This is a genomic window from Streptomyces sp. NPDC054757 (assembly GCF_053612185.1).
The window spans coordinates 90781-116005 of the sequence record NZ_JBSHBW010000002.1 but is presented as its reverse complement, the minus strand read 5'-3'; the positions used below and the strand labels follow the sequence as shown (position 1 = coordinate 116005).

The following is a 25225-nucleotide window of genomic DNA, read 5'->3' as shown; positions in this document are numbered from 1 at the left end:
GGGGCGTGCGCAAACTATTTTCTCGACGAGTTTCGGTCAGTCTTCCCCGTCCTCGCCCGCAAGCTCCTGGCCTGCACAGATCTTCAGCACATCGGCCCCGAACCGCGCGATCTTCCGGGCCGGGACACCGGCGATCCGCGTCAGCTCGCTCTCGCTCGACGGCACGGCCTCGGCGATGGCCATCAGGGTCTTGTCGGTGAACACGCAGAACGCGGGCTGCCCCGTCTCCTGGGCCTGGACGGAACGCCACTCGTGCAGCCGCTCGTAGAGCGCCTCGTCCATGTCGGACGGGCACTCCTCGCAGCGCATCAGCTTCATCTCGCCGCCGTCGGTCAGCGTCTTTCCGCAGACCCGGCACCGCACGGGCCCGCGGTGCTTCCGGCGGACCGCCGTCCCCCGCTCGATCCCGCCCGCACCACCGTCGGCGCCGCGCAGCCCGGCGGTGGCAGCCGAACCCGGCCGCAGCCCGCTGAGGAAGCGGCTGGCCCGGCGGGAGGCCCTCCCCCCGGGAGACCGGGACAGTGCCCAGGAGAGTGTGAGGTGCAGCCGGGCACGGGTGATGCCCACATAGAGCAGCCGGCGCTCCTCCTCGACCTGGGCGTCGGTCTTGGCGTAGGTGATCGGCATCATGCCTTCGGTGAGACCGACCAGGAACACCGCGTCCCACTCCAGCCCCTTCGCCGAGTGCAGCGAGGCCAGGGTGACGCCCTCGATGGTCGGGGCATGCTGCGCCGCCGCCCGCTCGTCCAGCTCGGCGACCAGATCCGAGAGGGTCGCCCCCTCCCTGGCCCTGGCGAAGTCCTCGGCCAGGCGCACCAGCGCCGCCAGTGACTCCCAGCGGTCCCGGACCGCACCGGATCCTGCGGGGGCCTCCGCCCGCCATCCCTTGGTGCCGAGCACCGCACGCACCTGGGACGGCAGATCCACCGCGTCGTCGAGCAGCGGGTCGTTGCCCCCTGCACGGGCGGCTCCGCGCAGCGCTACCCCGGCCTCCCGGACCTCGGGCCGTTCGAAGAACCGCTCGGCTCCGCGCAGCTGGTAGGGCACGCCCGCGTCGGCCAGCGCCTGCTCGTAGACCTCGGACTGGGCGTTGATCCGGTACAGCACGGCGATCTCGGAAGCGGGGACGCCCGCTGCGATCAGGTCCCGGATCCGGCGCGCGGTCCCCTCGGCCTCCGTGGGCTCGTCCCCGTACTCCTTGTAGACGGGCTCGGGCCCCGGCGAGCGCTGCGAGATCAGTTCAAGGCGGTGCTCGGCGGCCCGGCCGCGCGCCTGTGCCAGCAGCCCGTTGGCCAGGTGGACGACCTGGGGTGTCGAGCGGTAGTCCCGGACCAGCTTCACCACTGTGGCCTGCGGATGGCGGACCCGGAAGTTGAGCAGGTGGTCGGGGGTGGCGCCAGTGAAGGAGTAGATGGTCTGGCCGGCGTCGCCGACGACGCAGAGGTCCTCCCTGTCCCCCACCCACAGTTCGAGTAGCCGCTGCTGGAGCGGGCTGACGTCCTGGTACTCGTCGACCACGAAGTGCTGGTACTGGCTGCGGATCCGGTCGGCGATGTCGTGCCGGTCCTGCAGGATTCCGACGGTCAGCAGCAGTACGTCCTCGAAGTCGATCACTCCGCGGTCGCGCTTGAGCTGCTCGTACATCGCGTAGATCTGGGAGATCTCGGCCGGGCCCCGGGGCGCATCGCGCGCCGATTTCGCGATGGCGGCCGGGTAGTCGGCGGGCACGGTCTGGGTGACCTTGGACCACTCGATCTCCCCCGTCACGTCCCGCAGCTCGTTCCGGTCGAGCCGGACACCGCAGCGCGCGGCGGCCTCCGCGACCAGCTGGACCTTGCGCTCGACGAGCCTGGGCACCTCGCCGCCGACCGCCTTGGGCCAGAAGAACTGGAGCTGGCGCAGCGCCGCCGAGTGGAACGTGCGCGCCTGGACACCGCCCGCGCCGAGCTGGCGCAGCCGCCCGCGCATCTCTCCGGCCGCGCGGTTGGTGAAGGTCACGGCGAGCACCGTGGAGGGCTGCAGAATCCCTGCGCGCACCCCGTAGGCGATGCGGTGCGTGATCGCGCGGGTCTTGCCCGTGCCCGCTCCGGCCAGCACGCACACCGGACCGTGCAGGGCGGTCGCGACCTCGCGCTGCTCGGGGTCGAGCCCGTCGAGCACCGCGTCGGCGGAGTCCGGGACCTGCGGGAAGAGAGAGGCGTGCGTTGCTGCAGTCACCCCGCCATGCTGCCAGGTCTCCCGCACCCGATGGATCCGTTGTCCACAGGGACCGGACCATAGTAGTACCGGTCGCGTACCGCAGTCGTACCGGTCGCGGCCGTCGTGCTCTCGGCCGACCTGGTCCCGGCCGTCCTGGCCGCCGCCGGCCGTCCGCCGGGCCCCTCCGGGGAACGGGAATGGCTGGCCGGTCACGTACGTTCTACCGGCATGTGATTTCCCGGGGTCGCCCCTAGGAAATCCCCATGTATCGGACGAAGCAGTACAGAAGGCTGCGGGCGAAGCAGCAACAGAGGAGCGCGAGACATGCCGGGCACTGTGACGATGTACAGCACCACGTGGTGCGGCTACTGCCGTCGGCTGAAGGGCCAGATGGACCGTGAGGGCATCGCGTACACCGAGGTGAACATCGAGCACGACGCCGATTCCGCGGCCTTCGTGGAGAAGGCGAACGGCGGCAACCAGACCGTGCCCACGGTTCAGGTGGTCTCCGACTCCGGCAGTGAGTCGGTGCTGACGAACCCTTCGCTCGCGCAGGTCAAGCAGGCCATGGCCGCCTGACCCCACCCCGCCCTCCCCGCTCCACACGGACAGACCCTCGTGCCGAACCGGTACGGGGGTCTTGCGCTGCGCCTGTCGTGGCGACAGCCCCGGGTGCGGTGTGTGGCGGGTCGCGGTTCATCACCCGCGCAGGGCGAGCCACTCCTGGAGTTCCACGAGGTTTCCCTCCGGGTCCATGAGGTGGGCGACGCGCATACGGTCCCCCATGGGGGCAGGGCCGTGGGTGAGTACGGCGCCCCGCGAGGTGATCTCCTCGCAGTAGCGGTCGATGTCGTCGACCCGCAGGACGACCAGGGACCGGTAGCCCGTCGGCTCCGCGGCGAGTTCGCCCAGGACCTGCGCCATGTGCGCGCGTTCCTGCAGGGCGATGCCCGCGGTGCCGCCTTCGGGCGTGAATTTCGCGTACGGGCCGTCCTCCGCGTCGAACTGCGGCTTCAGCCCCAGTACGTCCCGGTAGAAGCGGTAGCAGCTGGAGAAGTCCGTGACCAGGAGGCGGACCTGGGCGAGTTCCATCGATGTCCCCTTGAAGAGCAACAGCGCGAGTTGGAGAGCAACAGCGCGAGCGTTCGAGCCCGACGACACACCACACCCGGCGAGGGCGGACAGGGGCAGCCGGTGACCACTTCCCCGGGCACCCTCGCCGGCACATCAATCGCAGTCACCGCAGTCACCGCGCTCGGCCGGTCAGGCCGCCGGCTTCGGCAGCGGCTTGCCGTACCAGAGCTCCACCAGTCTTGCCGCGATCGAGATACCGGAAGGGGGCAGCACATCCCCGGCCTCGATCGCGGAGCGCAGGTCCTCCCGCGAGAACCAGCGGGCCTCGCTGATCTCCTCGCCGTCCACGGTGATCTCGGATGACGTGGCCTGCGCCATGAAGCCGAGCATCAGGCTGGACGGGAAGGGCCAGGGCTGGCTGGCGACGTACTGCACGGTGCCGACCGTGACGCCCGCCTCCTCGAACACCTCACGCGCCACCGCGGCCTCGATGGACTCGCCCGGCTCGACGAAACCGGCGAGCGTGGAGAACCGGCCCTCCGGCCAGTGCACCTGCCGGCCGAGCAGCGCCCTGTCGTGTTCGTCGGTGACGAGCATGATCACCGCCGGGTCGGTACGCGGGTAGTGCTCGGCCCCGCACGCCTGACAGCGCCGGATGTGGCCGGCGGCGGCGATGACGGTGCGCTCGCCGCAGCGGGAGCAGAAGCGGTGCAGCCGCTGCCAGTTCTCCAGCGCCACCGCGTGCACCAGAAGCCCGGCGTCGAGCGGCGAGAGCAGCAGCCCCGCCTCACGCAGCCCGGCGGGCCTGGCGGACTGGTCCATCCGGCCGGGGAGGGTGTCCTTCTGGAGCGCGAAGTAGCGCACTCCGTCCGCGTCCGTGCCCAGGAAGTAGCGGTGCTCCTCGGTGAGGGGGGCCTCGAACGACGGGGTCTTGAGCAGTTCGGTCCGGCCGTCCGGTGTCTCGTCGATCAGCGCCTGGCCGCCGGAGACCACGAACACCCGGGTCGTCGGGTGGCTCCAGGCCGCGGCCAGCCATGCCTCGTCGAGGCGGTGGTGGGCGGCCCGGTCGATGCCGCTCGGGGCGGTCAGACCGATCGGCCGGTGCGGATCCGTACCGGTGACGGTCCCGGCGGCACCGGCGGCGGCCCGGTCGTCAGCGGTCCCGCCCTGGCTCGCGTGACCTTCGGTGGCATTGCTGAAGTTGCTCACAGGTGCTTCCAACTCCCCCTCGTGTACTGGTGGTTCGGTTCGGCGTTCTCAGCGCAGGGCGGCGGCCATGTCGCCCCACAGATAGGCGGTGGTCTCCACACCCTTGAACAGCAGGTCGAGTTCGACCTTCTCGTTCGGTGCGTGCCAGCCGTCGGACGGCACGGAGATGCCCAGGAAGAGCACCGGGGCACCGAGGACGTCCTGGAGATCGGCGGCGGGGCCCGAGCCGCCCTCCCGGGTGAAGCGGATCTTCTCGCCGAACGCCCGGCCCATCGCCCGTACGACGGACTGGAGCGCCGGGTGGTCAAGCGGGGTCAGACACGGCCGGGTACCTGCGCTGAATATGACCTGCTGGCGGATCCCGGGCTCCGCCCGGCCGGCCGCCCACTCGGTGACCAGCCGCTCGATCCGCACCGGGTCCTGGCCCGCCACCAGCCGGAACGACAGCTTCACCATGGCGGACGACGGGACGACGGTCTTGCCACCGGTGCCCTGGTAGCCGCCGCCGATGCCGTTGACCTCGGCGGTCGGGCGGGCCCAGATCCGCTCCAGCGTGGTGTGGCCGCGCTCACCGGCCGCCGCCCGGGACTTGGCGGTCCGCAGCCACTCGGCCTCGTCGAAAGGCAGCTCGGCGAAGAGCTCGCGCTCGGCGTCCGTGAGCTCCGCGACACCGTCGTAGAAACCGGGGACGGTGACCCGTCCATCGGCGTCGTGCAGTGCGGCCACCAGCCGGGCGGCCGCGGTGGCCGGGTTCGGGACGGCGCCGCCGAAGGAGCCCGAGTGGATGTCCTGCTCGGGGCCTTCGAAGGTGATCTCGCACTCGGCGAGGCCGCGCATACCGGTGCAGACGGTCGGCGTCGTCCCGGACCACATCCCGGTGTCCGAGACGATCACCACATCGGCTGCGAACCGCTCGGCGTGCTGCTCGACCAGCTCCCTGAAGTGCGGGGAGCCGGACTCCTCCTCGCCCTCCACCAGAAGTTTGAGGTTGACGGCGGGGGCCGTGCGGCCGGTGGCGGCGAGGTGCGCGCGGACCCCGAGTGTGTGGAAGAACACCTGGCCCTTGTCGTCCGCCGCGCCCCTGCCGTACATCCGGCCGTCCCTGACGACCGGCTCGAAGGGGTCGGTGTGCCAGCCGTCGTCGACCGCGGCGGGCTGGACGTCGTGGTGGCCGTAGACGAGGACGGTCGGCGCCTGGGGGTCGCCCGAAGGCCACTCGGCGAACACCGCGGGGGCGCCGGGCGTATCGAGGATCTCGGTGACCGGGAAGCCGGTCTCGCGGAGTGCGGCGGCCAGCCAGTCGGCGCTGCGGCGTACATCGGCCGCGTGCTCCGGCTGCGCGGAGACGGAGGGGATGCGCAGCCAGTCGGCCAGGTCGGCGAGGAAGGACCCGCGGTGCTGGTCCAGGTACGTGCGGACAGCGCTGTCCGGGGTGTCGCTCATGCCATCGAGCCTAACGGGCCGGTCGGGGTGGCTCGCCCGGCGGATCCGCCGGTGGGGCTGGAGCGGGGTCCGCCGGATCGCCCAGCAGGATCCGCTCAAGACCGGCCCGGCCCGGCAGCCGCGCGGGCCGGACCACTTCTCCGGTCCGTACGTAGAGGAACACGGCCGAGACCGAGGTGAGCGGGATGTGGTGCTGCTCGGCCCAGGCCAGCCGGTAGACGGCCAGCTGGAGCGGGTCGGCGGTGTGGGCCCGGTGGGTCTTCCAGTCGACGATCTCGTAGGTGTCGCGGCCGGTGCGGTAGACGGCGTCCATCCGGCCGCGGATCACCCGTCCCGCGAGGGTGAGCGTGAAGGGGGCCTCGACCCGGTGGGGCGTACGCCCGGCGTACGGGGTGCGCTCGAAGGCGTCCTTCAGTTCGGCCAGCTCCCGCTCGTCGGCGATCACCGGTTCGTCGTCGTCACCGCCGGGCAGCTCGTCGGGTCCGAGCATGGGCAGCGGCAGCTCGTCGAAACGCGACTCGACCCAGGCGTGGAAGCGGGTGCCGCGGCGGGCGGCGGGCTGCGGCGGGCGGGGCATGGGCCGGGCCAGCTCCTGCGCGAACGCGTCGGGGTCCTCGGCGAGGCGCAGCAGCTGGGTCGCGGTGAGGGTGCGGGGCACGGGGACGTCGCGCACGGTGCTTCTGGCGCGGAGCAGTTCGGCCGTGAGCGCGTCGAGATCACGGTCCCAGGAGGTGAGCGTGCGGGCGTCCTCGGGGGTGAGGGGGGTCCGGGCATGGGGCACGTGCGGAGGGGCGGGGGTGCCGGGCGGGGCGGGGGCGTCGTGCGGGGCGGGGGCCCGGGTGCCGTGCGGGGCGGGGTCGTCGTGCGGGGCCGTTGGCCCGGGGTGCTGTCCCGGGCCCCGGTCCTCGTCCTGCCCGGTCGGCTCGGTCAGCTCGTCCTGCTCGTGTAGCTCGTCCTGCCCGGTCGGGTCGGTCGGCTCGTGCTGCCCGGTCTGGTCTGTCGGGTCGGTCGGCTCGTCCTGCCCGTTCAGCTCGCTGAGCTTGTCCAGCACCAGTTCCGCCGCCGCCCTGCGGCGGCGCAGTGACGTCTCGTCCAGCGGCAGGGGCCAGGCGTGGTCCGCCGCCGCGTCCCGCAGCGCCGGGTTCTCCTCGTCCTCCTCCGGGGCGTCCGCCCAGATCTCCGTCTCGCCGTACCCCGCGGCGCAGTGCTCCTGCAGCGCGAGCAGGAAGTCCGAAGGACCGCGCGGGCGCTTCTGGCTCGGACCCCACCAGTGGGCCGAGCCGAGGAGCAGCGAGCGGGGGCGGGTGAAGGTGACGTACCCCAGGCGGAGTTCCTCCGTGTGCTGGTGGGACTTCATCGCCGCCTTGAAGGCGGCCAGTCCCTTCGCGTCCCACGCGCCGACCCCGGGAAGCGTCGCCGCGTCGCCGCGCAGGGCGTGCGGCAGCACCTTCGGCTGCGCGGTCCACACCTCGCGGGACTGCCCGCTCGGGAACTGTCCGGTCACCAGGCCAGGGACGGCGACCACATCCCATTCGAGGCCTTTGGACTTGTGAGCGGTGAGGACCTTCACGGTGTTCTCGCCGCCGGGCAGTGCGTTGTCCAGGCCCTTCTCGTACTGGGCCGCCGTCCGCAGAAAGGCCAGGAAGGCCAGCAGGCTCGCCTCGCCGTCCAGCGAGGCGAAGCCCGCCGCTATGTCCAGGAACTGCGAGAGGGTCTCGCGGCGGCGGGCGGCCAGCGCGTGCGGGGAGGCCGACAGCTCGACCTCAAGACCCGTGGTGGCGAGCACCCGGTGCAGTACGTCCATCAGGGGGTCGGCCAGCGAGCGCCGGAGATCGCGCAGTTCGGCGGCGAGCCGGGCGAACCTCACCCGGGCATCGGCCGAGAACGGAAGCCCGTCGTCCGTACGCCCGCCCCGCACCCCGTCCGGACGCCCGCCACGCCCCCCGTCCGCAAGCCCGGCGCCCGTCCCGTCCCCCTGCCCGCCGCCCCAGTCCGCAGGGCTCCCGTCCGCGGGCCCCCCGTCCGGGACCCCGCCGCCGGCCGTCAGGAACGTGTCCAGCGCGTCCGCCAGCGAGACCACCTCGGCCGGGTCGACCCCCTCGACGGCCTCCGCGAGCCGCTGGTCCGCGTCAGCCCCGTCGTCGCCCGCCGCGCCGCCGTGCCGTACGAGAAGCCGCGCCCTGCGGCCCAGCAGCGCCAGGTCGCGCGGGCCGATCCGCCAGCGCGGCCCGGTCAGCAGCCGGACCAGCGAGGCGTTGGCCCCCGGGTCCTGGAGCACCTCGCAGACCGCCACCAGATCGGCGACTTCGGGCAGGTGCAGCAGCCCCGAGAGGCCGACCACCTCGACCGGCACGTCCCGGGCCACCAGCGCGCCCTGGATCTGCGCGAAGTCCCCGGCGGTGCGGCAGAGCACCGCGATCTCGCCCGGGTCCTTGCCGGTGCGCACCAGATGCGCGAGCGAGTCGGCGAGCCAGCCGATCTCCTCCTCGTGTGTACGGAGCAGGGCGCACCGCACCATGCCGTCCCGCTCGGCGCCCGGCGCGGGACGCAGTGCTTCGACGCCCGCGTGCATCGCGCGCAGCGGGGCCGCCAGACCGTTGGCCAGGTCGAGGAGACGGCCGCCGCTGCGCCGGTTCTCGCTCAGCGAGAAGCGGGTGGCGGGGCTCCCGTCCGCGTACGGGAAGTGCTCGGGGAAGTCGTCCAGGTTGGCGACGGACGCGCCGCGCCAGCCGTAGATCGCCTGGCAGGGGTCGCCCACGGCGGTCACCGCGTGGCCGCTGCCTGCCCCGAAGAGGCCGGAGAGCAGCAGCCGCTGGGCGACGGATGTGTCCTGGTACTCGTCGAGCAGGACCACCCGGAACTCGTCCCGCAGCAGGGTCCCCACCTCGGGCCTGGTCAGCGCCAGCTCGGCGGAGAGGGCGATCTGGTCGCCGAAGTCGAGCAGGTCACGGCTGTGTTTGGCCGCGCGGTACCGGCTCACCAGATCGAGCAGTTCACGGCGGGCCCACGCGGCCTCCGGGACCTTGCGCAGCTCGGCGTTGGAGAGCCGGGCGCTCTCCAGGCTGTCCAGCAGCCCGGTGTCGTACGCACGCAGCGCCTCCGGGGTCACCAGATGCTCGGCCAGCTCGCCGTCCAGCGCCAGCAGATCGCTGACCAGTGAGGAGAAGGACTTCGTCAGCGCCGGATAGGGGCCGGGGGCCTCCTTGAGCACCCGGGCGGCCAGCTGGTAGCGGGTGGCGTCGGCGAGCAGCCGGGAGGACGGTTCAAGACCGATCCGCAGACCGTGGTCGGTGAGCAGCTGTCCGGCGAAGGCGTGGTACGTCGAGATGCGCGGCTCGCCCGGCGAGTAGTACGGATCGGCGCTCCCGGCCGCCGGGTCGGTGCTCACGGCAGGCGCCGAGGGGCGGGGGCCCGGTGCCGGGGACGGTCCGGGGGCGTCCGGGTCGGTCACCCCGGCCCGGACCAGGGCCTTGCGGACGCGCTCGGCCAGCTCGCCCGCCGCCTTGTTGGTGAAGGTCAGCCCGAGCACCTGCTCGGGCGCGACCTGCCCGGTCCCCACCAGCCACACCACCCGCGCGGCCATCACCGTGGTCTTCCCGGAACCGGCTCCGGCCACGATGACCTGCGGGGCGGGCGGCGCTGTGATGCAGGCCGTCTGCTCCGGGGTGAAGGGAATGCCGAGAAGCTCCTTGAGCTGCTCGGGGTCGGTGATGCGCGGGGTCACCTCAGAGAGGCTAACGGCGCCCTGTGACATTCCCGCCCGAGTCCCGCCGGGACCGCTCACCGCTCACCGCTCACGGACAGCCGTCACTCCACGATGTGGGTGCCCTCGGGCAGCGCACTGCAGGAGGCCCGGAACGCACAGTGGGTGCAGTGGCTGCCGGTCGTCGGGGTGAACCGCTCGTCCAGCACCTTCCCGGCGGCGGTCGCCAGCAGCTCCCCGACCCACTCCCCCGCGAGCGGTTCCTGCGACTGGACCCTGGGCAGCGCGTCGCCGCCCTCCTTGCGGGGGGCGGCCTGTCGCAGCTGTACGAGTTCGGCGCCGCCCGCTTCGGGGCGCCGCCCGCCGAAGACCTCGTCCACCGCGCCCTCGCGGACGGCGAGCTGGTAGACGGCGAGCTGCGGATGGCGGGCCACCTCGTCCTTGGTCGGCGCCTGCTTGCCGGTCTTGAAGTCGACCACGTACGCACGGCCTTCGGTGTCCCGCTCGACCCGGTCCATGGAGCCCCGGATCCGCACCTGGTACTCGCCGGCCTCCAGCGTCACGTCGAAGGGGTGCTCGGTGGCGGCCGGGGTGCGGCCCGCACGGTCCATGACGTGCCAGCGCAGGAAGCGTTCCAGCGCCGCGCGGGCGTTCTCCTTCTCCTGGCCGGACTTCCAGGGCGCGTCGAAGGCGAGCGAGTTCCAGACCGAGTCGAGGCGTTCCATCAGGACGGCCAGGTCGGCAGGGGTACGCCCGGACGCCACCTCGTCCGCCAGGACATGCACCACATTGCCGAACCCCTGGGCGGCGGTGGCGGGCGCGTCGGCCTTCACCTCGCGGCCCAGGAACCACTGGAGCGAACAGGTGCGGGCCAGCTGCTCCAGCGCGCTGCCGGAGAGCGCGACCGGCTGCCCGGGGTCGCGTACCGGGGCGGCGGAGTGCGTCGGCTCGTACAGCCCCCACCAGCGGTACGGGTGCGCCGCGGGCACCAGCGGCTGGCCCTCCTCGTCGGTGAGGGCGGCCAGCCGGGCGAGCCGGTGGGCGGCGGCCTCGCGCAGTCCGGGGGAGGCCTTCGGGTCGACGGTCGTGGCGCGCAACTCCGCGACCAGCGGGGCCACCGCGAGGGGGCGCCGGGGGCGGCCCGTGACGTCCTTCGGCTCCACCCCCAGCTCGGTGAGGAAGCGCGACGGCTGGTCCCCGTCGTCGGCCGGTGCCTTCACCGCGGTCACCACGAGCCGGTCGCGGGCCCGGGTCGCCGCGACGTAGAAGAGCCTGCGCTCCTCGGCGAGGAGCGCGCCGGGGCTGAGCGGTTCGGCCAGCCCGTCCCGTCCGATCCGGTCCGCCTCCAGGAGCGATCCGCGCCGCCTGAGATCGGGCCACAGCCCTTCCTGCACCCCGGCGACAATGACGAGTCCCCACTCCAGGCCCTTGGCGCGGTGCGCGGTCATGAGCTGGACCGCCTCGGGGCGCACGGTCCGCTTGGAGAGGGTGTCGGCGGCGATGTCCTGGGCGTCCACCTCTTCGAGGAAGTTCAGCGCGCCGCGCCCGCCGGTACGGTCCTCGGCGCGGGCCGCGGTGTCGAAGAGCGCGCAGACGGCGTCCAGGTCACGGTCGGCGTTGCGCCCGGCGGCTCCGCCCCGCAGGGCCGCGCGCTCCAGGCGCCGGGGCCAGCCGGTGCCGCTCCACAGCTCCCACAGGGCCTGTTCGGCGGTGCCGCCGTTCTCCAGGAGGGCGCGCGTTCTGCTCAGGAGCTTGCCCAGCTGCTGGGCGCCCCTGGCGTACGCGGGGTCGTGCGCGATCAGCCGTCCCGGCTCGGCGAGTGCGCGGGCGAGCAGTTCGTCGGAGGGAGCGGGCAGCCGGTTCCCGCCCGCCCGTTCCTCGTCGCGCAGGGCACGGCCGAGCCGGCGCAGATCGGCGGCGTCCATGCCGCCGAGGGGTGAGGTGAGCAGGGTGAGGGCCGTCGCGGTGGAGAGCCGGGCGGCGGGGGGCCCGGGGGCCGGGCCGTCCTCCTCACCACGGGCCGGTACGCCGTCCCCGCCTGCCGGTACGCCGTCTCCACCGGCTGCCGGTTCGCCTGCCGGTACGCCGTCTCCACCTGCCGCCGGTTCACCGTCCGCGCTGACGTCTCCACCGCCCGCCGGTTCATCGTCCGCGCTGACGTCCCCGCCTGCCGCCGGTTCACCGTCCGCGCTGACGTCTCCACCGCCCGCCGGGCGCCCCGCCCCCGTACCGCTGCTGTCCAGCGCCGCTTCCGCCACCGCCCGCAGCGCCGTCAGCAGCGGGGTCACCGCGGGCTCGTGGCGCAGTGCCATGTCGTCGCCCGCGATGTCCAGCGGGACCCCGGCCGAGGTCAGCGCGCGGCGCACCGCCGGGATGGAACGGCCGCCCGCACGGACCAGGACCGCCATCTCGTTCCACGGCACGCCCTCCTCCAGATGGGCCCGGCGCAGGATGTCCGCGATGTTGTCCAGCTCGGTGCCGGCCGTCGGGTAGGTGTACGCCTCGGTCCGGCCACCGGCCCGTACCGCGGAGAGTTCCCGGTGGGCGCGGACCTGCGCGGCGGGCAGCCGGGGCAGCGGCATGCGCTGGGTGAGCAGCCGGGTCGCCGTGAGCAGGGCGGCGCCCGAGCGGCGTGAGGTGGTCAGCACCTCGACGGGGGCCGGGCGGCCGTCCGTACGGGCGAAGGTGTCGGGGAAGTCCAGGATGCCGTTCACGTCGGCGCCGCGGAACGCGTAGATCGACTGGTCCGGATCGCCGAACGCGACCAGGGTCCGGCCGCCGCCCGCCAGCGCCCGCAACAGCCGGACCTGCGCCGGGTCGGTGTCCTGGTACTCGTCCACGAAGACCGCGTCGTAACGGAGGTCGGCCCGCTCGGCCAGCGGCACCGCGCGGTGCACCAGCTCCGCGTAGTCGATCACGCCCTGCGCGTCGAGGACGTCCAGGTACTCGGCGAGGAATCCGGCCGCCGCACGCCAGTCGGGGCGGCCCGTGCGCTCCGCGAACGCGGCCAGGGTCTCCGGTCCGAGCCCCAGCTCCCGGCTGCGCGCGAGCACGGCGCGCACCTCGTCGGCGAAGCCGCGGGTCGTCAGACAGGCCCGCAGCTCGTCGGGCCAGCGGATCCGTCCCAGGTCGAGCTGGCCGGCCAGCAGCTCCCGCACCGTGACGTCCTGCTCGGGTCCCGACAGCAGCCGCAGCGGTTCGGCGAAGAGGTCGGCGTCCTGGTGGGCGCGGACCAGCGCGTAGCAGAAGGAGTGGAAAGTGGTCGCCTGCGGTCCGTACGTACCGGTCCTGGAACCGGCGCCGCCCGGGTCTCCGCCGGCGAACGGTCCCGGCTCGCCGGGGAGGGGCCCGCCGCCCTGGATCCGTACGGCCATCCGGTCGCGCAGCTCCACGGCGGCCCGGCGGCTGAAGGTGAGGACGAGAATCCGTTCGGGGTCCGTCCCTTCGGCGATGCGCCGCGCCACCGCCTCCACCAGCGTGGTGGATTTGCCGGTGCCAGGCCCGGCCAGCACGAGCAGCGGTCCGGTGCGGTGATCAACCACCGCACGCTGCCGTGCGTCCAGTACGGGAGGATCCACCGCGCCCGGCGGGGTGCGCACCAGCCGGTACGGGCCCGGGGCCCGTTGCCGTACCCGGTGGGAAGTGGAGGTGCTCACGTGGATCGCCGGTCCTGGGAAGGGTGCGTGGATGTGCGGGCGGGAGAATCGGGGGTTCGGGGCGGGTGGGGGAGCATGGTGCTCGGCCGACGCTACGCGGCCGGGCCGGGGCGCCCCGGTGCCAGGGGTCTCGGCCCCCTGTGTACTCCGTACGGGTTCCGGACCACCCGCGGGAGGGCCGAATGGCGGAAGCTGTCAGACATGAGCCCCGTCGCCGCCGTCCCACCGCGCCCGCCGCATGTCCAGGCGCGGCAGATGGCCCTCCGCCTCCCGTGCGGCCCGCGGGGCGTCCCGCAGCGGGGTCGACTCCGCCCGGTAGTGCTCCAGTGCACGCAGCTCATGGCCCGCGAGCAGCGCACCGTCCGCGCGCACCACACGCCACCACGGGGCTGCGCCGCCGTAGAGGGCCATCACCCGGCCCACCTGGCGCGGGCCGCCCTCCCCCAGCCATTCGGCGATGTCCCCGTACGTCATGACGCGGCCGGACGGGATCAGCTCCGCGACGTCCAGCACCCGTTCCGCGTACTCCGGCAGCTCAGCACTCACCCGGCCCATCCTGCACCACAGCGCCGACAACGCGCCGGGCCCGCCGCAGAGCGGGCCATTTCCCGCAAAGGGGCCCTGATGCCTGCCCGCACCGCCCGGACATGCCACCATCGTCCGGGCGGTGGCCGGGTATCCCGCGCACAGCGCCCCACCGCTCCGCCCACGGGTCCAGCACCCCGAGGTGGAACGCGGTGATACGAGACGAGAAGGAACCGACGGAGGGGCCAGGCGTGCAGGAGCCACCGGAGGCGGCGAACGCCCCCGACTCCGAGACTCCTCCGGGCGAGCCGGGGACGGGGCCGAAGCCGGAGACAGGACCGCGGCCGGAGCGGGTCGGCACCCCGGCCCGGCCGGGGACGGGCCCCGGCCCGGGCAACGGTACGGAACCGGGCTCGGGCGACGGGACGGGCTCGGGCTCGGGCTCGGGCTCGGGCTCGGGCTCGGGCGACGGTACGGAACCGCCCCCCGGCACCGGACCGCACCCCGGCCCCGGCGCGCCCCCCGAGTTCGGTGGGGCGACACCCATCGACCGGGTCTCCGGGGACGAGCCGCTGCTCGCCGCCCGGGTGCACCGCCCGTCCGATCTGCTGCGCCTGCTCACCGGCATCCTGGCCATCGCGCTGGTCCTCGCCATCGCCGCCTTCGCCCACGGCACCACATCGGGTCTCGCCCAGGACATCCACAACGGCACCGTCCAGACACCCGATCTGCTCCTCAAGCTCGCCGGGCTCTTCTCGTCCATCGCCATACTGATCCTGCCGGTCGCCTTCGCGATCGAACGGCTGGTCAAACGGGACGGTCTGCGGATCGCGGACGGGGTGCTGGCCGCCGTACTCGCCCACGGAGCGGCGCTCGCCACCGACCTCTGGGTCGCCAAGGCCGCACCCAAGTCGATCACCGAGGCGCTCACCCAGCCCCTCACCAACGGCACGCTCACCGACCCAGTGCACGGCTATCTCGCCCCGGTCATCGCCTATATGACGGCCGTCGGCATGGCCCGCAGACCGCGCTGGCGGGTGGCGCTCTGGGTGGTGCTCCTCGTCAACTCCTTCGCCGTGCTGGTCGGAAGGCAGACCACGCCCTTCTCGATCATCGTGACGATCCTGCTGGGCTGGACCGTCGCCTACGGCACGCTGTACGCGGTCGGCTCGCCCAACGTCCGCCCCACCGGCCGCCAGCTGCTCGCCGGGCTCCGGCACGTCGGCTTCAACCCGGTCAGCGCGATGCGCGCCGAGGACATCCCCGACTCCGCCGAACAGGGCGACCGGGGCCGGCGCTACTTCGTCACGCTGGAGGACGGCGGGCCGCTCGACGTCACGGTCGTCGACCGGGAGCAGCAGGCCCAGGGCTTCTTCTACCGGGTGTGGCGCCGCCTCACGCTGCGGTCCATCTCCACCGGCCGCTCCATCCAGTCGCTGCGCCAGGCCCTGGAGCAGGAGGCGCTCCTCGCGTACGCGGCCATCGCGGCCGGGGCGAACGCGCCGAAGCTGATCGCCACGTCCGAGCTGGGCCCCGACGCGGTGATGCTCGTGTACGAGCACACCGGCGGCCGCTCCCTCGACTCGCTGCCCGACGAGGAGATCACCGACGAGCTGATGCAGAACACCTGGCGGCAGATGCAGGCGCTGCAGTCCCGGCGTATCGCCCACCGCAGGCTCGTCGGGGACGCGATCCTGGTGGACCGGGCGGGCCGGGTGATACTCACCGATCTGCGCGGCGGCGAGATCGCGGCGAGCGACATCGTGCTGCGGATGGACATCGCGCAGCTGCTCACCACGCTGGGGCTGCGGGCCGGGGCCGAGCGCTCGGTCACGTCCGCCGTCGCGGTCATCGGCCCCGACAAGGTGGCCGACAGCCTGCCGCTGCTCCAGCCGCTGGCGCTGAGCAGGTCGACCCGGGCGACCCTGCGTCAGCTGGCCCGCGAGCGGGCACAGCGCGAACGGGAAGCCATGATCGAGGCGTCGGAGACGGCGAAGCGGGCGAAGGCCGGGGCCGACGCGGCGCCGGGCGACAGCCGCAAGGCCGCCCGCGCCGAGAAGAAGGCCGAGAAGGAGGCCATCGACGACGCGCTGGACGGGGCACGCGAGGAGGACCTGCTCTCGCAGATCCGCCACCAGGTGCTGCTGATCCGGCCGCAGGCGCACGCCGAACCGGTACGGCTCGAACGCGTCAAGCTCCGCACCCTGTTCACGGTCATCGCCGGGTCCGTCGCCGCGTACTTCCTGCTCTCACAGCTCGCGAACATCCCCTACCACCAGCTGATCACCACCACCCGATGGGGCTGGGTCGCGATCGCGGTGCTGTTCTCCGCGCTGAGTTACGTGGCGGCGGCGATGAGCCTGCTCGGCTTCGTGCCGGAGAAGGTGCCGTTCCTGCGGGCCGTTTCGGCGCAGGTCGCCGGGTCCTTCGTGAAGCTGGTGGCGCCCGCGGCGGTCGGCGGGGTGGCGCTCAACACCCGTTTCCTGCAGCGCGCGGGCGTGCGCCCGGGGCTCGCGGTGGCCAGTGTCGGCGCCTCGCAGCTCTTCGGGCTCGGCAGCCACATCCTGCTGCTGATGGTCTTCGGCTATGTGACGGGCACCGAGCAGACCCCGTCGCTGACCCCGTCCCGTACGGTCATCGCCGGTCTGCTGACGGCCGCGGTGCTGGCCCTGGTGGTGACGGCGGTGCCGTTCCTGCGCAAGTTCGTTGTCACGCGGGTGCGTTCGCTGTTCGCCGGTGTGGTGCCACGCATGCTCGACGTACTCCAGCAGCCCCGCAAGCTGCTCACCGGTATCGGCGGGATGCTGCTGCTGACCGGCGCGTTCGTGATGTGCCTCGACGCTTCGATCCGGGCCTTCGGCGGCGGTTCGACCATAAGTTACGCGAGCATCGCGGTGGTCTTCCTGACCGGCAACGCGGTGGGGTCCGCCGTGCCGACCCCCGGCGGGGTGGGGGCCGTCGAGACGGCGCTGACCGGTGCGCTGATCATCGCCCGCGTCGACCCGGGGACCGCGGCCGCCGCCGTCCTGCTCTTCCGGCTGCTGACGTTCTGGCTGCCGGTGCTGCCCGGCTGGCTCTGCTTCAACTATCTGACCCGCAGAGGGGCGCTCTAGGAGTACGTACGGGTGCTGGTCCGTCAGGGCCAGCGGCACCCGCGGCCGGTCAGGCGCCCTGCGCCCGGCTGCGCTCCAGCGTCCGCAGGATCAGCCACTGGTCGCCCCAGGCCATCGCGGTGCCCAGTACGGCCATCACCACACCGATCAGTACGCTGCCGACGGCCTCCCCCACGGCGAGTCCGGCGAGCCCCAGCACCCCGCGGACCGCGAACCGCAGCGCGACGAGGCCGACGGCCAGCAGCCGGGTGCGCTTGTTCTTCCACAGCGCCCTCATGAAGCGCATCCGGGTCCGCAGGACCGTGAGCGAGAGCGTCAGGTTCACCGCGGCGACGACCGGGATCAGCCAGTACGCGGCCGGGTAGGCCCGCGCGATGTCGAAGATGCCCGCGAAGGTGCCGACGATCGGGAAGTACCAGGCGGGCAGCGGCTTGACGGGGTTCTGCTCCGTGCCGGGCGCAGTGCCCCGGGCAGTGGTCTGCGCTGTGGTCTGCGCTGTGGTCTGCGCCGTGGTCTGCGCCGTGGCCTGCGCTGTGGTCTGCGCTGTGGTCTGCGCCGTGGTCTGCGCCGTGGCCTGCGCCGTGGTCTGCGCCGTGGTCTGTGCTGTGGTCTGTGCGGTGATCTGCTCCGTGCTCACTGCGGTCATGTCCGGCTCCCCCTGAGGCTTCGTTTCCGACCTGAGAAGCTTCCCGCGCCGGGCGCCCCGGCCGGCAGAGCGAACCGTCCGCACTCCGGCAGGACAAATGTCCCGTGCGCCGGCCGCCCGCTCAGCGGGCCGTGATCACCAGGATCGCCGCGTCGTCGTGGAGCCGTCCGCCGACGTACCGGTGGAGGTCCTGCTCGATCTCCCGCACCAGGGCGGCCGGCTCAAGACCGGCCCAGTTCTCCAGCCGCCCGGCCAGCGGGTAGAAATCCCCCCGCCGGTCCCGCGCCTCCGTGACCCCGTCCGTGAACAGCAGCAGCCGGGCCCCGTAGGGCAGCCGTGTCTCCACGACGGCGCGCGTCCGTTCCTCCTCGGGGACCAGGAACCCAAGCCCCAGCGGCAGCCCCGCCTCCCCCAGACCGATCTGCCGCGCACCGGCCCTGCGGACGGCGTACGGCTCCAGATGCCCGCAGTTCACCAGCCGCATCCGCTGCCGGTCCGGGGCGAACTCCACCAGGAGCGCCGTGACATGGCGCGGTTCCTGGCCGATGGTCTCGGCGTACTCGTTGTAGCGGTCGAGTATGTTCTCCATGCGCCGGGTCAGGTCCGAGAGGCCCGGCTCCTCGTACCCCGCCACCCGGAAGGCGCTGAGCACGGCCGCCCCCGCGTTGATGGCGTCGAGGCCCTTGCCGCGCACGTCGGCGACGAGCACCCGGGTCCCGAAGGGCGACTCGATCACCTCGTACAGGTCGCCGCCCACCCGTGCGTACTCGTCCGCCGCGAGGTACACCCCGTACGCCACGAAGTCCCTGGTCCGCAGCGGGAACGGCCGCAGCAGTGCGAGCTGGACAGCCTCGGCGGCACCCCGGGTGTGCTCCAGCAGGGACTGGCGCTGGGAGCCGAGCCGCGCGATGAGGAGCGCGAGCATCCCGACCGTCCAGGTCGCGGCCAGCACGACGGCCATCTGTCCGGGGTCACGCTCGTGCGGTGCGAAGAGCGGATACGAGACCGCGATACAGACACCGGCGAGGGTGGCCAGCGCGGCGGTGGTCAGGACACTCAGCACCAAGGCTCCGACGAGCGGGACCAGGCCCGCGAACAGCACCACTCGCAGGTCACCCGGGGTGACGGACTCCACCGAGACGATCGCGGCCAGCACGAGGAGCAGGAACCCGAGAAACACGGCGCGCTCCCCGCGCGTGGTGTTCCGCTCCACGAGCACACGCGACAGGGTGCGGGCGAGCGGCATGGAGAGGTCCTATCTGGCGGATATGCGGCTTTTGTCTCCCTCTCCGACACAGTAGCGCCGACCCGGCGACGGCACAGCGGCAGCTCCACGGCCCGCCGGGCACGCCGCAGGGGGCGGCTCGCACGGATGTGCGGGCCGCCCCCTGCGGCGGAAATAGGTTCCTGGCGGACCGGCCTAGTAGACCGGCTTCTCGGGCTCGATCTGGTTGACCCAGCCGATCACGCCGCCGCCCACATGGACGGCGTCCGCGAAGCCCGCGGACTTCAGCACGGCCAGCACCTCGGCCGAGCGGACGCCCGTCTTGCAGTGCAGGACGATCTTCTTGTCCTGCGGAAGGTCCGACAGGGCGGTGCCCATGATGAACTCGTTCTTCGGGATCAGCTTCGCGCCCGGGATCGAGACGATCTCGTACTCGTTCGGCTCGCGGACATCGATGATCTCGATCTTCTCATCGGCGTCGATCCACTCCTTGAGCTGCTTGGGAGTGATCGTCGAACCGGCCGCCGCCTCCTGGGCCTCCTCGGACACGACACCGCAGAAGGCCTCGTAGTCGATGAGCTCGGTGACGGTCGGGTTCTCACCGCAGACCGCGCAGTCGGGGTCCTTGCGGACCTTGACCTGGCGGTACTGCATCTCCAGGGCGTCGTAGATCATCAGCCGGCCGACCAGCGGGTCACCGATGCCCGCGAGCAGCTTGATCGCCTCGTTGACCTGGATGGAGCCGATCGACGCGCAGAGCACGCCGAGCACGCCGCCCTCGGCGCAGGAGGGGACCATGCCGGGGGGCGGCGGCTCCGGGTAGAGGCAGCGGTAGCAGGGGCCGTGCTCGGACCAGAAGACCGACGCCTGGCCGTCGAAGCGGTAGATCGAGCCCCAGACGTACGGCTTGTTGAGCAGCACGCACGCGTCGTTGACCAGGTAGCGGGTGGCGAAGTTGTCCGTGCCGTCCACGATCAGGTCGTACTGGGAGAAGATGTCCATCACGTTCTCGGCCTCAAGCCGCTCCTGGTGAAGGACCACGTTCACCAGGGGGTTGATCCCGAGGACCGTGTCCTTGGCCGACTCGGCCTTGGAGCGGCCGATGTCGGCCTGGCTGTGAATGATCTGGCGCTGCAGGTTCGACTCGTCGACCTCGTCGAACTCCACAATGCCCAGCGTGCCCACCCCGGCCGCGGCCAGGTACATGAGGGCGGGCGAGCCGAGGCCGCCCGCGCCCACGGCGAGCACCTTGGCGTTCTTCAGCCGCTTCTGCCCGTCCATCCCCACGTCGGGGATGATCAGGTGGCGGGAGTACCTGCGGACCTCATCGACGGTGAGTTCAGCAGCTGGCTCGACCAGGGGTGGCAGCGACACGGGGACTCCGTTGGTCGGTATCTACGTACGATGGTTCTTCCGTAACACTGCCACGCCCCTTCTCATTCCGAGACACCAGGTCCGATCCGCGAGACGATTTCGTCCCAGTAGCCGGGCAGCGCCTCGAACGGCGCGTTCTCGGAGCTTTCGGTCGTGCCGGTCCTGTCGGCCGGGTCGGTCCTGTCGGTGAAGAAGATCGTCCCCGCTCCCTGCCAGCGGGCGATCCGGACGGCCTCCTCCAGATGGGTGCGCGGGACGCCGTGCACGAAGTGGGCGAACCGCGAAGGGTCGTACTCCGCGGTCCACTCCGCCACCTGCGACCAGCGGTACTCCGTCCAGGGCCCGCTGAAGGTGACCAACTGGTCGGCGGTCTCGGCGTATCCGGGGTACGGGTGGACGCCGTGCCCGAGCACGAGACGGCCGCCGGAGCCGGTCACCGACCTGAGCGCGTCCGTGATCCGCCGGGTCTCGGGCAGATCGGACCGCCCGGCCGGGGCCCGGTCGAGGAAGAACCCCTCGGTGCGGTACCAGTCGGTGAAGCGGTGGGCCTCCGCGATCAGCTCGCCGAAGGGGCGGGCGCCGTGGGCCATGTCGAGATGGCCGAGCACCCGGGTCCCCGCGTTCCGGAGCCGGCCCGCCGCCGCCAGGCAGTGCGGGTCGGGCCGGGCGCCGGGACCGCCCGCGACATTGAGCACGACCCAGTGCAACGGCGTTCCCGGGCGGGTGAGTTCGGCCCATTCGACCGGTGCGACCAGCGGATGCGCGTACCCCGGTACACCGAAGCCCAGTTCGGCGGAGAGGGTCGCGGCCGGGGTCAGATACGGCATGCCGCCTCCATCCAGATGTCCGCGAGCGACTCCTCCAGATTGATGCGCGGGCGCCAGCCGAGCCGGTCGCGCGCGGTCCGTACGTCCGCCTGCTGCCAGCCGCCGCAGCCGTCCGGATACGGGGAGGGCGCGGCCAGATGTTCCATGACCGGTTCGGACGGCCGGGGTGCGACCAGGCCCGCGTGGCGGTGCTGGGGCGCGTCCAACTCGTGGAGCTGGCCGCCGAATCCGGCGACCCTGGCCAGGACGGCGGCGGCGTCGCGCAGCTTCACCGCATGGCCGGTGCCGATGTTGACGATGCCCTGGGCGGCGGAGAGCGAGGCCGCGTGGACGGCGCGCGCCACATCCCGTACGTCGACGAAGTCCCGCTGGACACCGAGCCCGGAGAGTTTCAGCTCCTTGTCCCCTGCCTGCATCGCCCGGCGCATCGCCTCGGCGAGCCTGCCCAGCGGGGAGCCCGCGGGGGTGCCGGGGCCGACCGGTGAGAAGACCCGCAGGACGATCGCGTCGAGGCCCGAGTTGAGCACCAGCTCGCTGGCGGCCAGCTTGGAGACCCCGTACGGGCCGCCGGGGCGCGGGACCGCGTCCTCGGCGGTGGACGAGCCGGGCTGGCTCGGCCCGTACTCGGCGGCGCAACCGAGCTGCACCATCCGGGCGTTGCAGGTGCTGCGGCGCAGCGCCTCGCAGACGGACGCGACGGCGACCGTGTTGTGCCGGGTCAGATCGCGGGCACCGCCGCGGGTGGCACCGGCGCAGTTGATGACGACCCCGGGGTGGACGGCGTCCAGGAAGCGGGTGAGCGCTCCCGGACTGCCGCTGGCGAGGTCGAAGCGGACGTCGGCGTCGTCGCCGCGTCCGAGGGCCGTGAGGTGCACGGCGGGGTCGGCGAGCAGGCGGTCGGCCACATAGCGGCCGAGGTATCCGTTGGCTCCGAGCAGCAGCACCCTCATCGCGCGGCCGCCTCTCGGTACCGACGGGTCGGGGCTGAGGGTTCGGGGCTCATTATTCGTTCTCCTTCTGAGGTGTTACGGGGTGAGGTGTGACCGGTGTTGCGGGGTGGCCGGCCCGCGGCGTCGGCTCCGCGGGAGTTCGGTGGGGCGGTCCGGCTCGTGGCCGGCCGCCGGTTCAGGTGTGCGCCGATGCGCGGGAGAGTGCGGCCGTGGCGTGCACCAGCAGGGCGAGCGCCGCCGTTCCGCAGACGACGGCGGACACGGCCGCCGGGCCCAGGGTGTCGACGGGCCCGGCGACGAAGCGGCAGCCGGGGAGGCGGCCGATGAGGACGGAGGCCAGGGCGAGCGCCTCCCCCGCACAGGCGGTGGCGAGCGCGGCGGCGGCGCCGTCGGGGCGTCCGTGGACGGTGAGCAGCCGGGAGAGGAGGAGCAGGACGGCGAGCGCCGCCGCTCCCGCGCTGAAGCCCGGCACGAGCAACAGGGCGGCGGGCACGGCCGCGTACAGCAGGGTGACCGCGGCCACCAGCGGCCGGGTGCGGGCCGTGAACTCCGCGGTGCCCCGGCTGGTCGCGAGCTTCCGCCCGGCGAGCTGCGCGAAGAGCCGGACACACCAGGCGGCGGGTGCGACGGCCACGGCGAGACCCGCCACCGCGGTGCCGGAGAGCGGCCACGGCCCGTCCGGGCCGCCGCGCTGGAACTGGTCGAGCAGCCCGTCGCCGCAGAGCGCGTAGCCGATCAGCCAGCAGACGTACAGGCGCGCGGCGGGGATGGTGCGCCCCCTGGCGCGCAGCGGGCCCCGGCGCAGGGTGACGGCGAGGGCGAGCCCGGTGAGGGCCGCGCCCGCCGCCATGACCGCGAGCCTGCCGCCGCCGTGGACCAGTCCGGCCCCGGTGACGGTCGCGACGGCGCAGGCGCCGGGCAGCAGCCCGTCGAAGGGAGCACGGGGAACGGCGGCCCGCCCCCGCTCCGGTCCCGCGCCGTCGGCCTCCGTGTCCCGGGGGATCCGGGCGTACAGCTCGTCGGCGAGCGAGAAGACGTCGCGGTGCCGGAAGCGGGCCGCGGTCCGGTCGGTGATCCCGTGCGCTTCGAGACCGGCGGCGATCTCCAGCGGGTCGACGGCCTGCTCGCACAGCTCGCGGTGGCGGTGCATCAACGCCCTCACGGGGTCGGCGGGACCGCGTACGCCCTTGCGCGCGGGGGGTTCCGGCAGCCCCGCGTCACCGAGTACGGCTTCCGAGCGGTCGCCCCACGCGTCGGCGCCGGGCTGTGGACGGGGCCCGTTCATCGGCCGCCCTCCCCCATCGCGGCCACCACACCGGCAGCCCGCGGCCCCGGCGCCCCGTCCGCCGGTACCTGCTCCGCGGGTACGTCTCCCGCCGGTACGTCCTCCTCCCGCGCCCCGGCCGTGCCGGAGGCCGGGCCCCTACCGGGGGCGCACTCCGGCTCCACCCAGCTCGGGGTACGGAACGCGGTGGGGCCGGCGCCGCTCCCGGCCGCCCAGCTGCCCCGGACGTGCGACTCGGCCGGATGGGCGAAGGGCCGGGGAGTCCCGGTGTCGTGCTCCGGCGTACGCCGGACCGGCGAGTGGGAGATCAGATCGAGGTAAATGCTGTGAAATGCCGCGAGGTTCTGCTCGACCGTGAACAGTTCGAGCGCCCGCGCACGCGCCGCCGCACCCAGCCGCTCCCGGCGCGCGGGATCACGCAGCAGCGCGAGGCAGGCATGGGCGAGCGCCCTGGGGTTGCGCGGTGGCACCACGAGTCCGGTGCCGCCGATGACCTCGACCACGGCCCCGACATCCGTGGAGACCGTCGCCCGGCCGCAGAACATCGCCTCCACCAGGCTCACCGGGAACCCCTCCACCACGCTGGAGAGCACCACCACCCCGCCCCCCGCATAGGCGTCGGCGAGTTCGGGGGCGCCGGGGCCCCCGATCCCCTCGAAGGCCACGGGGTTGCAGCCGACGGCGTGCGCACCGGGCGCCTCGTCCGGGAACAACTGGGCGGCCAGCGCCCGGCAGTGGGCGAGATAGGCCGCGCCCTCGGGGCCGTCGGCGGGCGCCCCGACGATCCGCAGCACCGCGTCCGGTTCCTCCCTGCGCACCTCGGCGAAGGCGTGCAGCAGCGAGACCAGGTCCTTGGCGGGCTCGATGCGCCCGACCCAGACCAGCGTCGCCGGATCGCCGGTGTCCGCGCCGTCCCCCACGGCGGCGAAGCGTGCGGCCTCCATGCCGGGGTAGACCGTGCGCAGCCGCGCCGGGTCGGCGCCGCACTTCTCCTGCCAGCGGCGGGCGTGCGTATTGCCCGGGGTGATCACCGCGGCCTGTCCGTACACCTCGGCGGCGAGCGCGCGGTGGAAGGCGGCGAGCAGTGCCCGCACCGGCGCGCTCCGGCCGCCGCCCGCGAGGAAGTGCGAGCGGATCTGGACGCCGTACTCGGTGACCAGCAGCGGCACCCCGAAAAAGCGTTTGGCCAGCAGCCCGGGCAGCGCGGCCGTGCCGCCCGCCGTGGCGTGGCAGAGGTCGGCGGCCCCCAAGGTGTCGTCGGTGTACCAGTCGAGGGAGAGCGGCCGCAGCGCGCGTTCGAGGAGGTCGGTGAAGGCCAGGTGGTCGGGGAGCCCGGCGGCCTGCACGGTGCGGCTCGCGCCGGGCGCGCGGCAGGCGGACTCCAGGGCGCGTACGGCGGTCTCGGAGCGGAGCGCCGTCTGCAGCCCGCCGCGCTCCCTGGCCAGTTCGGCCAGGCCGTAGAGGCCGTCGGCGAAGTCCGGCCCGCCGCCGCAGACGGCCGCCGCGAGCGCGCCGAAGTGCGCGGCGAAGCGGCGCCGGTCGCGGCGCCCGTAGGAGCGGCCCGCCGGGGGCGCGGTCCAGAGCGGCGCGGTGCGCACCCGCCGTACCTGGGGCGGCAGTTCCACTCGGCCGGATGCCTCCTGGTGGGCGCTGCGGCTCAGTGCGTAGACGTCGAACTCGTGCCGGCCGAGACCGCGCACCAGCCGGTCGCACCAGAGCCGCGACTCACCTGTCGCATACGGATAGCCACCGTCCGTAAGCAGTCCTGTCCGCATGAGCACACCCCCGGTCTCCCTTCAGGCAGTCGCCGTGGGTGACGGCGACTCGCAGCGGGACGACCGTAAGCGGACAGAGAGGTGGCGCGATGGACGGTTGTCCATCGCGCCACCGGAAGGGGTGAACAGTCGTAACTTTCTCGCACCCGTCGCGTTCTGTGGCGCTACGGTGCCTTTCCGTCACCCGGCCATGTCCGGGGGGCGTCCCCGGGACCGGCCGG

The 25225-nt window shown here is 73.2% G+C and carries 16 protein-coding genes; 2 read left to right on the top strand and 14 right to left on the bottom strand.

The features are described 5' to 3' along the window. Positions 1-36 precede the first annotated feature (36 nt). Positions 37-2217: an ATP-dependent DNA helicase UvrD2 gene (locus ACWGKJ_RS03255; RefSeq protein ID WP_385028788.1), complete on the bottom strand. Its 2181-nt coding sequence runs from the start codon at positions 2215-2217 to the stop codon at positions 37-39. 306 nt (positions 2218-2523) lie between these two features. Here ACWGKJ_RS03255 and ACWGKJ_RS03250 point away from each other — a divergent pair, with 306 nt between their 5' ends. After that, positions 2524-2778 (top strand): mycoredoxin, encoded by a 255-nt coding sequence (locus tag ACWGKJ_RS03250; protein WP_385028791.1) that lies wholly within the window; start codon positions 2524-2526, stop codon positions 2776-2778. A gap of 120 nt (positions 2779-2898) precedes the next feature. Here ACWGKJ_RS03250 and ACWGKJ_RS03245 read toward each other — a convergent pair whose 3' ends face one another. From ACWGKJ_RS03245 to ACWGKJ_RS03220, 6 genes are all read right to left on the bottom strand, one after another. Next, positions 2899-3291 carry a VOC family protein gene (locus ACWGKJ_RS03245; RefSeq protein WP_385028794.1) on the bottom strand — a complete coding sequence of 131 codons (393 nt, stop codon included), beginning with the start codon at positions 3289-3291 and terminating at the stop codon, positions 2899-2901. 171 nt (positions 3292-3462) lie between these two features. Next, positions 3463-4368, bottom strand: coding sequence for an NAD(+) diphosphatase (gene nudC / locus ACWGKJ_RS03240; RefSeq protein ID WP_385028833.1), 906 nt, complete (start codon positions 4366-4368; stop codon positions 3463-3465). Between the two features lie 162 nt (positions 4369-4530). Then, a complete protein-coding gene (locus ACWGKJ_RS03235; RefSeq protein ID WP_385028797.1) occupies positions 4531-5925 on the bottom strand; it encodes a dipeptidase in 1395 nt (464 codons plus the stop codon). A 10-nt stretch (positions 5926-5935) separates the two neighbouring features. Beyond that, positions 5936-9649: a UvrD-helicase domain-containing protein gene (locus ACWGKJ_RS03230; protein WP_385028800.1), complete on the bottom strand. Its 3714-nt coding sequence runs from the start codon at positions 9647-9649 to the stop codon at positions 5936-5938. Between the two features lie 83 nt (positions 9650-9732). Further along, on the bottom strand, positions 9733-13284 hold the full coding sequence (locus ACWGKJ_RS03225; protein ID WP_385028803.1) for an ATP-dependent helicase: 3552 nt from the start codon (positions 13282-13284) through the stop codon (positions 9733-9735). Positions 13285-13479: 195 nt separating this feature from the next. Beyond that, a complete protein-coding gene (locus ACWGKJ_RS03220) occupies positions 13480-13839 on the bottom strand; it encodes an MGMT family protein (RefSeq protein WP_385028806.1) in 360 nt (119 codons plus the stop codon). Between the two features lie 221 nt (positions 13840-14060). On the opposite strand from ACWGKJ_RS03220, the gene ACWGKJ_RS03215 reads away from it, so the two are divergent. Beyond that, positions 14061-16922, top strand: coding sequence for a lysylphosphatidylglycerol synthase transmembrane domain-containing protein (locus tag ACWGKJ_RS03215; protein WP_385028809.1), 2862 nt, complete (start codon positions 14061-14063; stop codon positions 16920-16922). A gap of 49 nt (positions 16923-16971) precedes the next feature. Here the strand turns inward: ACWGKJ_RS03215 and ACWGKJ_RS03210 are convergent, their stop codons facing one another. From ACWGKJ_RS03210 to ACWGKJ_RS03180, 7 genes are all read right to left on the bottom strand, one after another. Further along, positions 16972-17568, bottom strand: coding sequence for a hypothetical protein (locus ACWGKJ_RS03210; RefSeq protein ID WP_385028812.1), 597 nt, complete (start codon positions 17566-17568; stop codon positions 16972-16974). A gap of 121 nt (positions 17569-17689) precedes the next feature. After that, positions 17690-18814 (bottom strand): PP2C family protein-serine/threonine phosphatase, encoded by a 1125-nt coding sequence (locus ACWGKJ_RS03205; RefSeq protein ID WP_385028815.1) that lies wholly within the window; start codon positions 18812-18814, stop codon positions 17690-17692. A 174-nt stretch (positions 18815-18988) separates the two neighbouring features. Further along, on the bottom strand, positions 18989-20167 hold the full coding sequence (gene moeZ / locus ACWGKJ_RS03200; protein WP_385033867.1) for an adenylyltransferase/sulfurtransferase MoeZ: 1179 nt from the start codon (positions 20165-20167) through the stop codon (positions 18989-18991). 62 nt (positions 20168-20229) lie between these two features. After that, entirely contained in the window at positions 20230-20994 is a 765-nt protein-coding gene (locus ACWGKJ_RS03195; RefSeq protein ID WP_385033864.1) for a spherulation-specific family 4 protein, read from the bottom strand. Further along, positions 20982-21944 carry an NAD-dependent epimerase/dehydratase family protein gene (locus ACWGKJ_RS03190; RefSeq protein ID WP_385033861.1) on the bottom strand — a complete coding sequence of 321 codons (963 nt, stop codon included), beginning with the start codon at positions 21942-21944 and terminating at the stop codon, positions 20982-20984. Before ACWGKJ_RS03190 ends, ACWGKJ_RS03195 begins: the two co-directional genes overlap by 13 nt. Positions 21945-22119: 175 nt before the next feature. Next, positions 22120-23229 carry a hypothetical protein gene (locus ACWGKJ_RS03185; protein ID WP_385033858.1) on the bottom strand — a complete coding sequence of 370 codons (1110 nt, stop codon included), beginning with the start codon at positions 23227-23229 and terminating at the stop codon, positions 22120-22122. Next, positions 23226-25004 carry a DUF3492 domain-containing protein gene (locus ACWGKJ_RS03180; protein WP_385033855.1) on the bottom strand — a complete coding sequence of 593 codons (1779 nt, stop codon included), beginning with the start codon at positions 25002-25004 and terminating at the stop codon, positions 23226-23228. The genes ACWGKJ_RS03185 and ACWGKJ_RS03180 overlap by 4 nt, the downstream gene beginning before the upstream one ends. Positions 25005-25225: the final 221 nt, after the last annotated feature.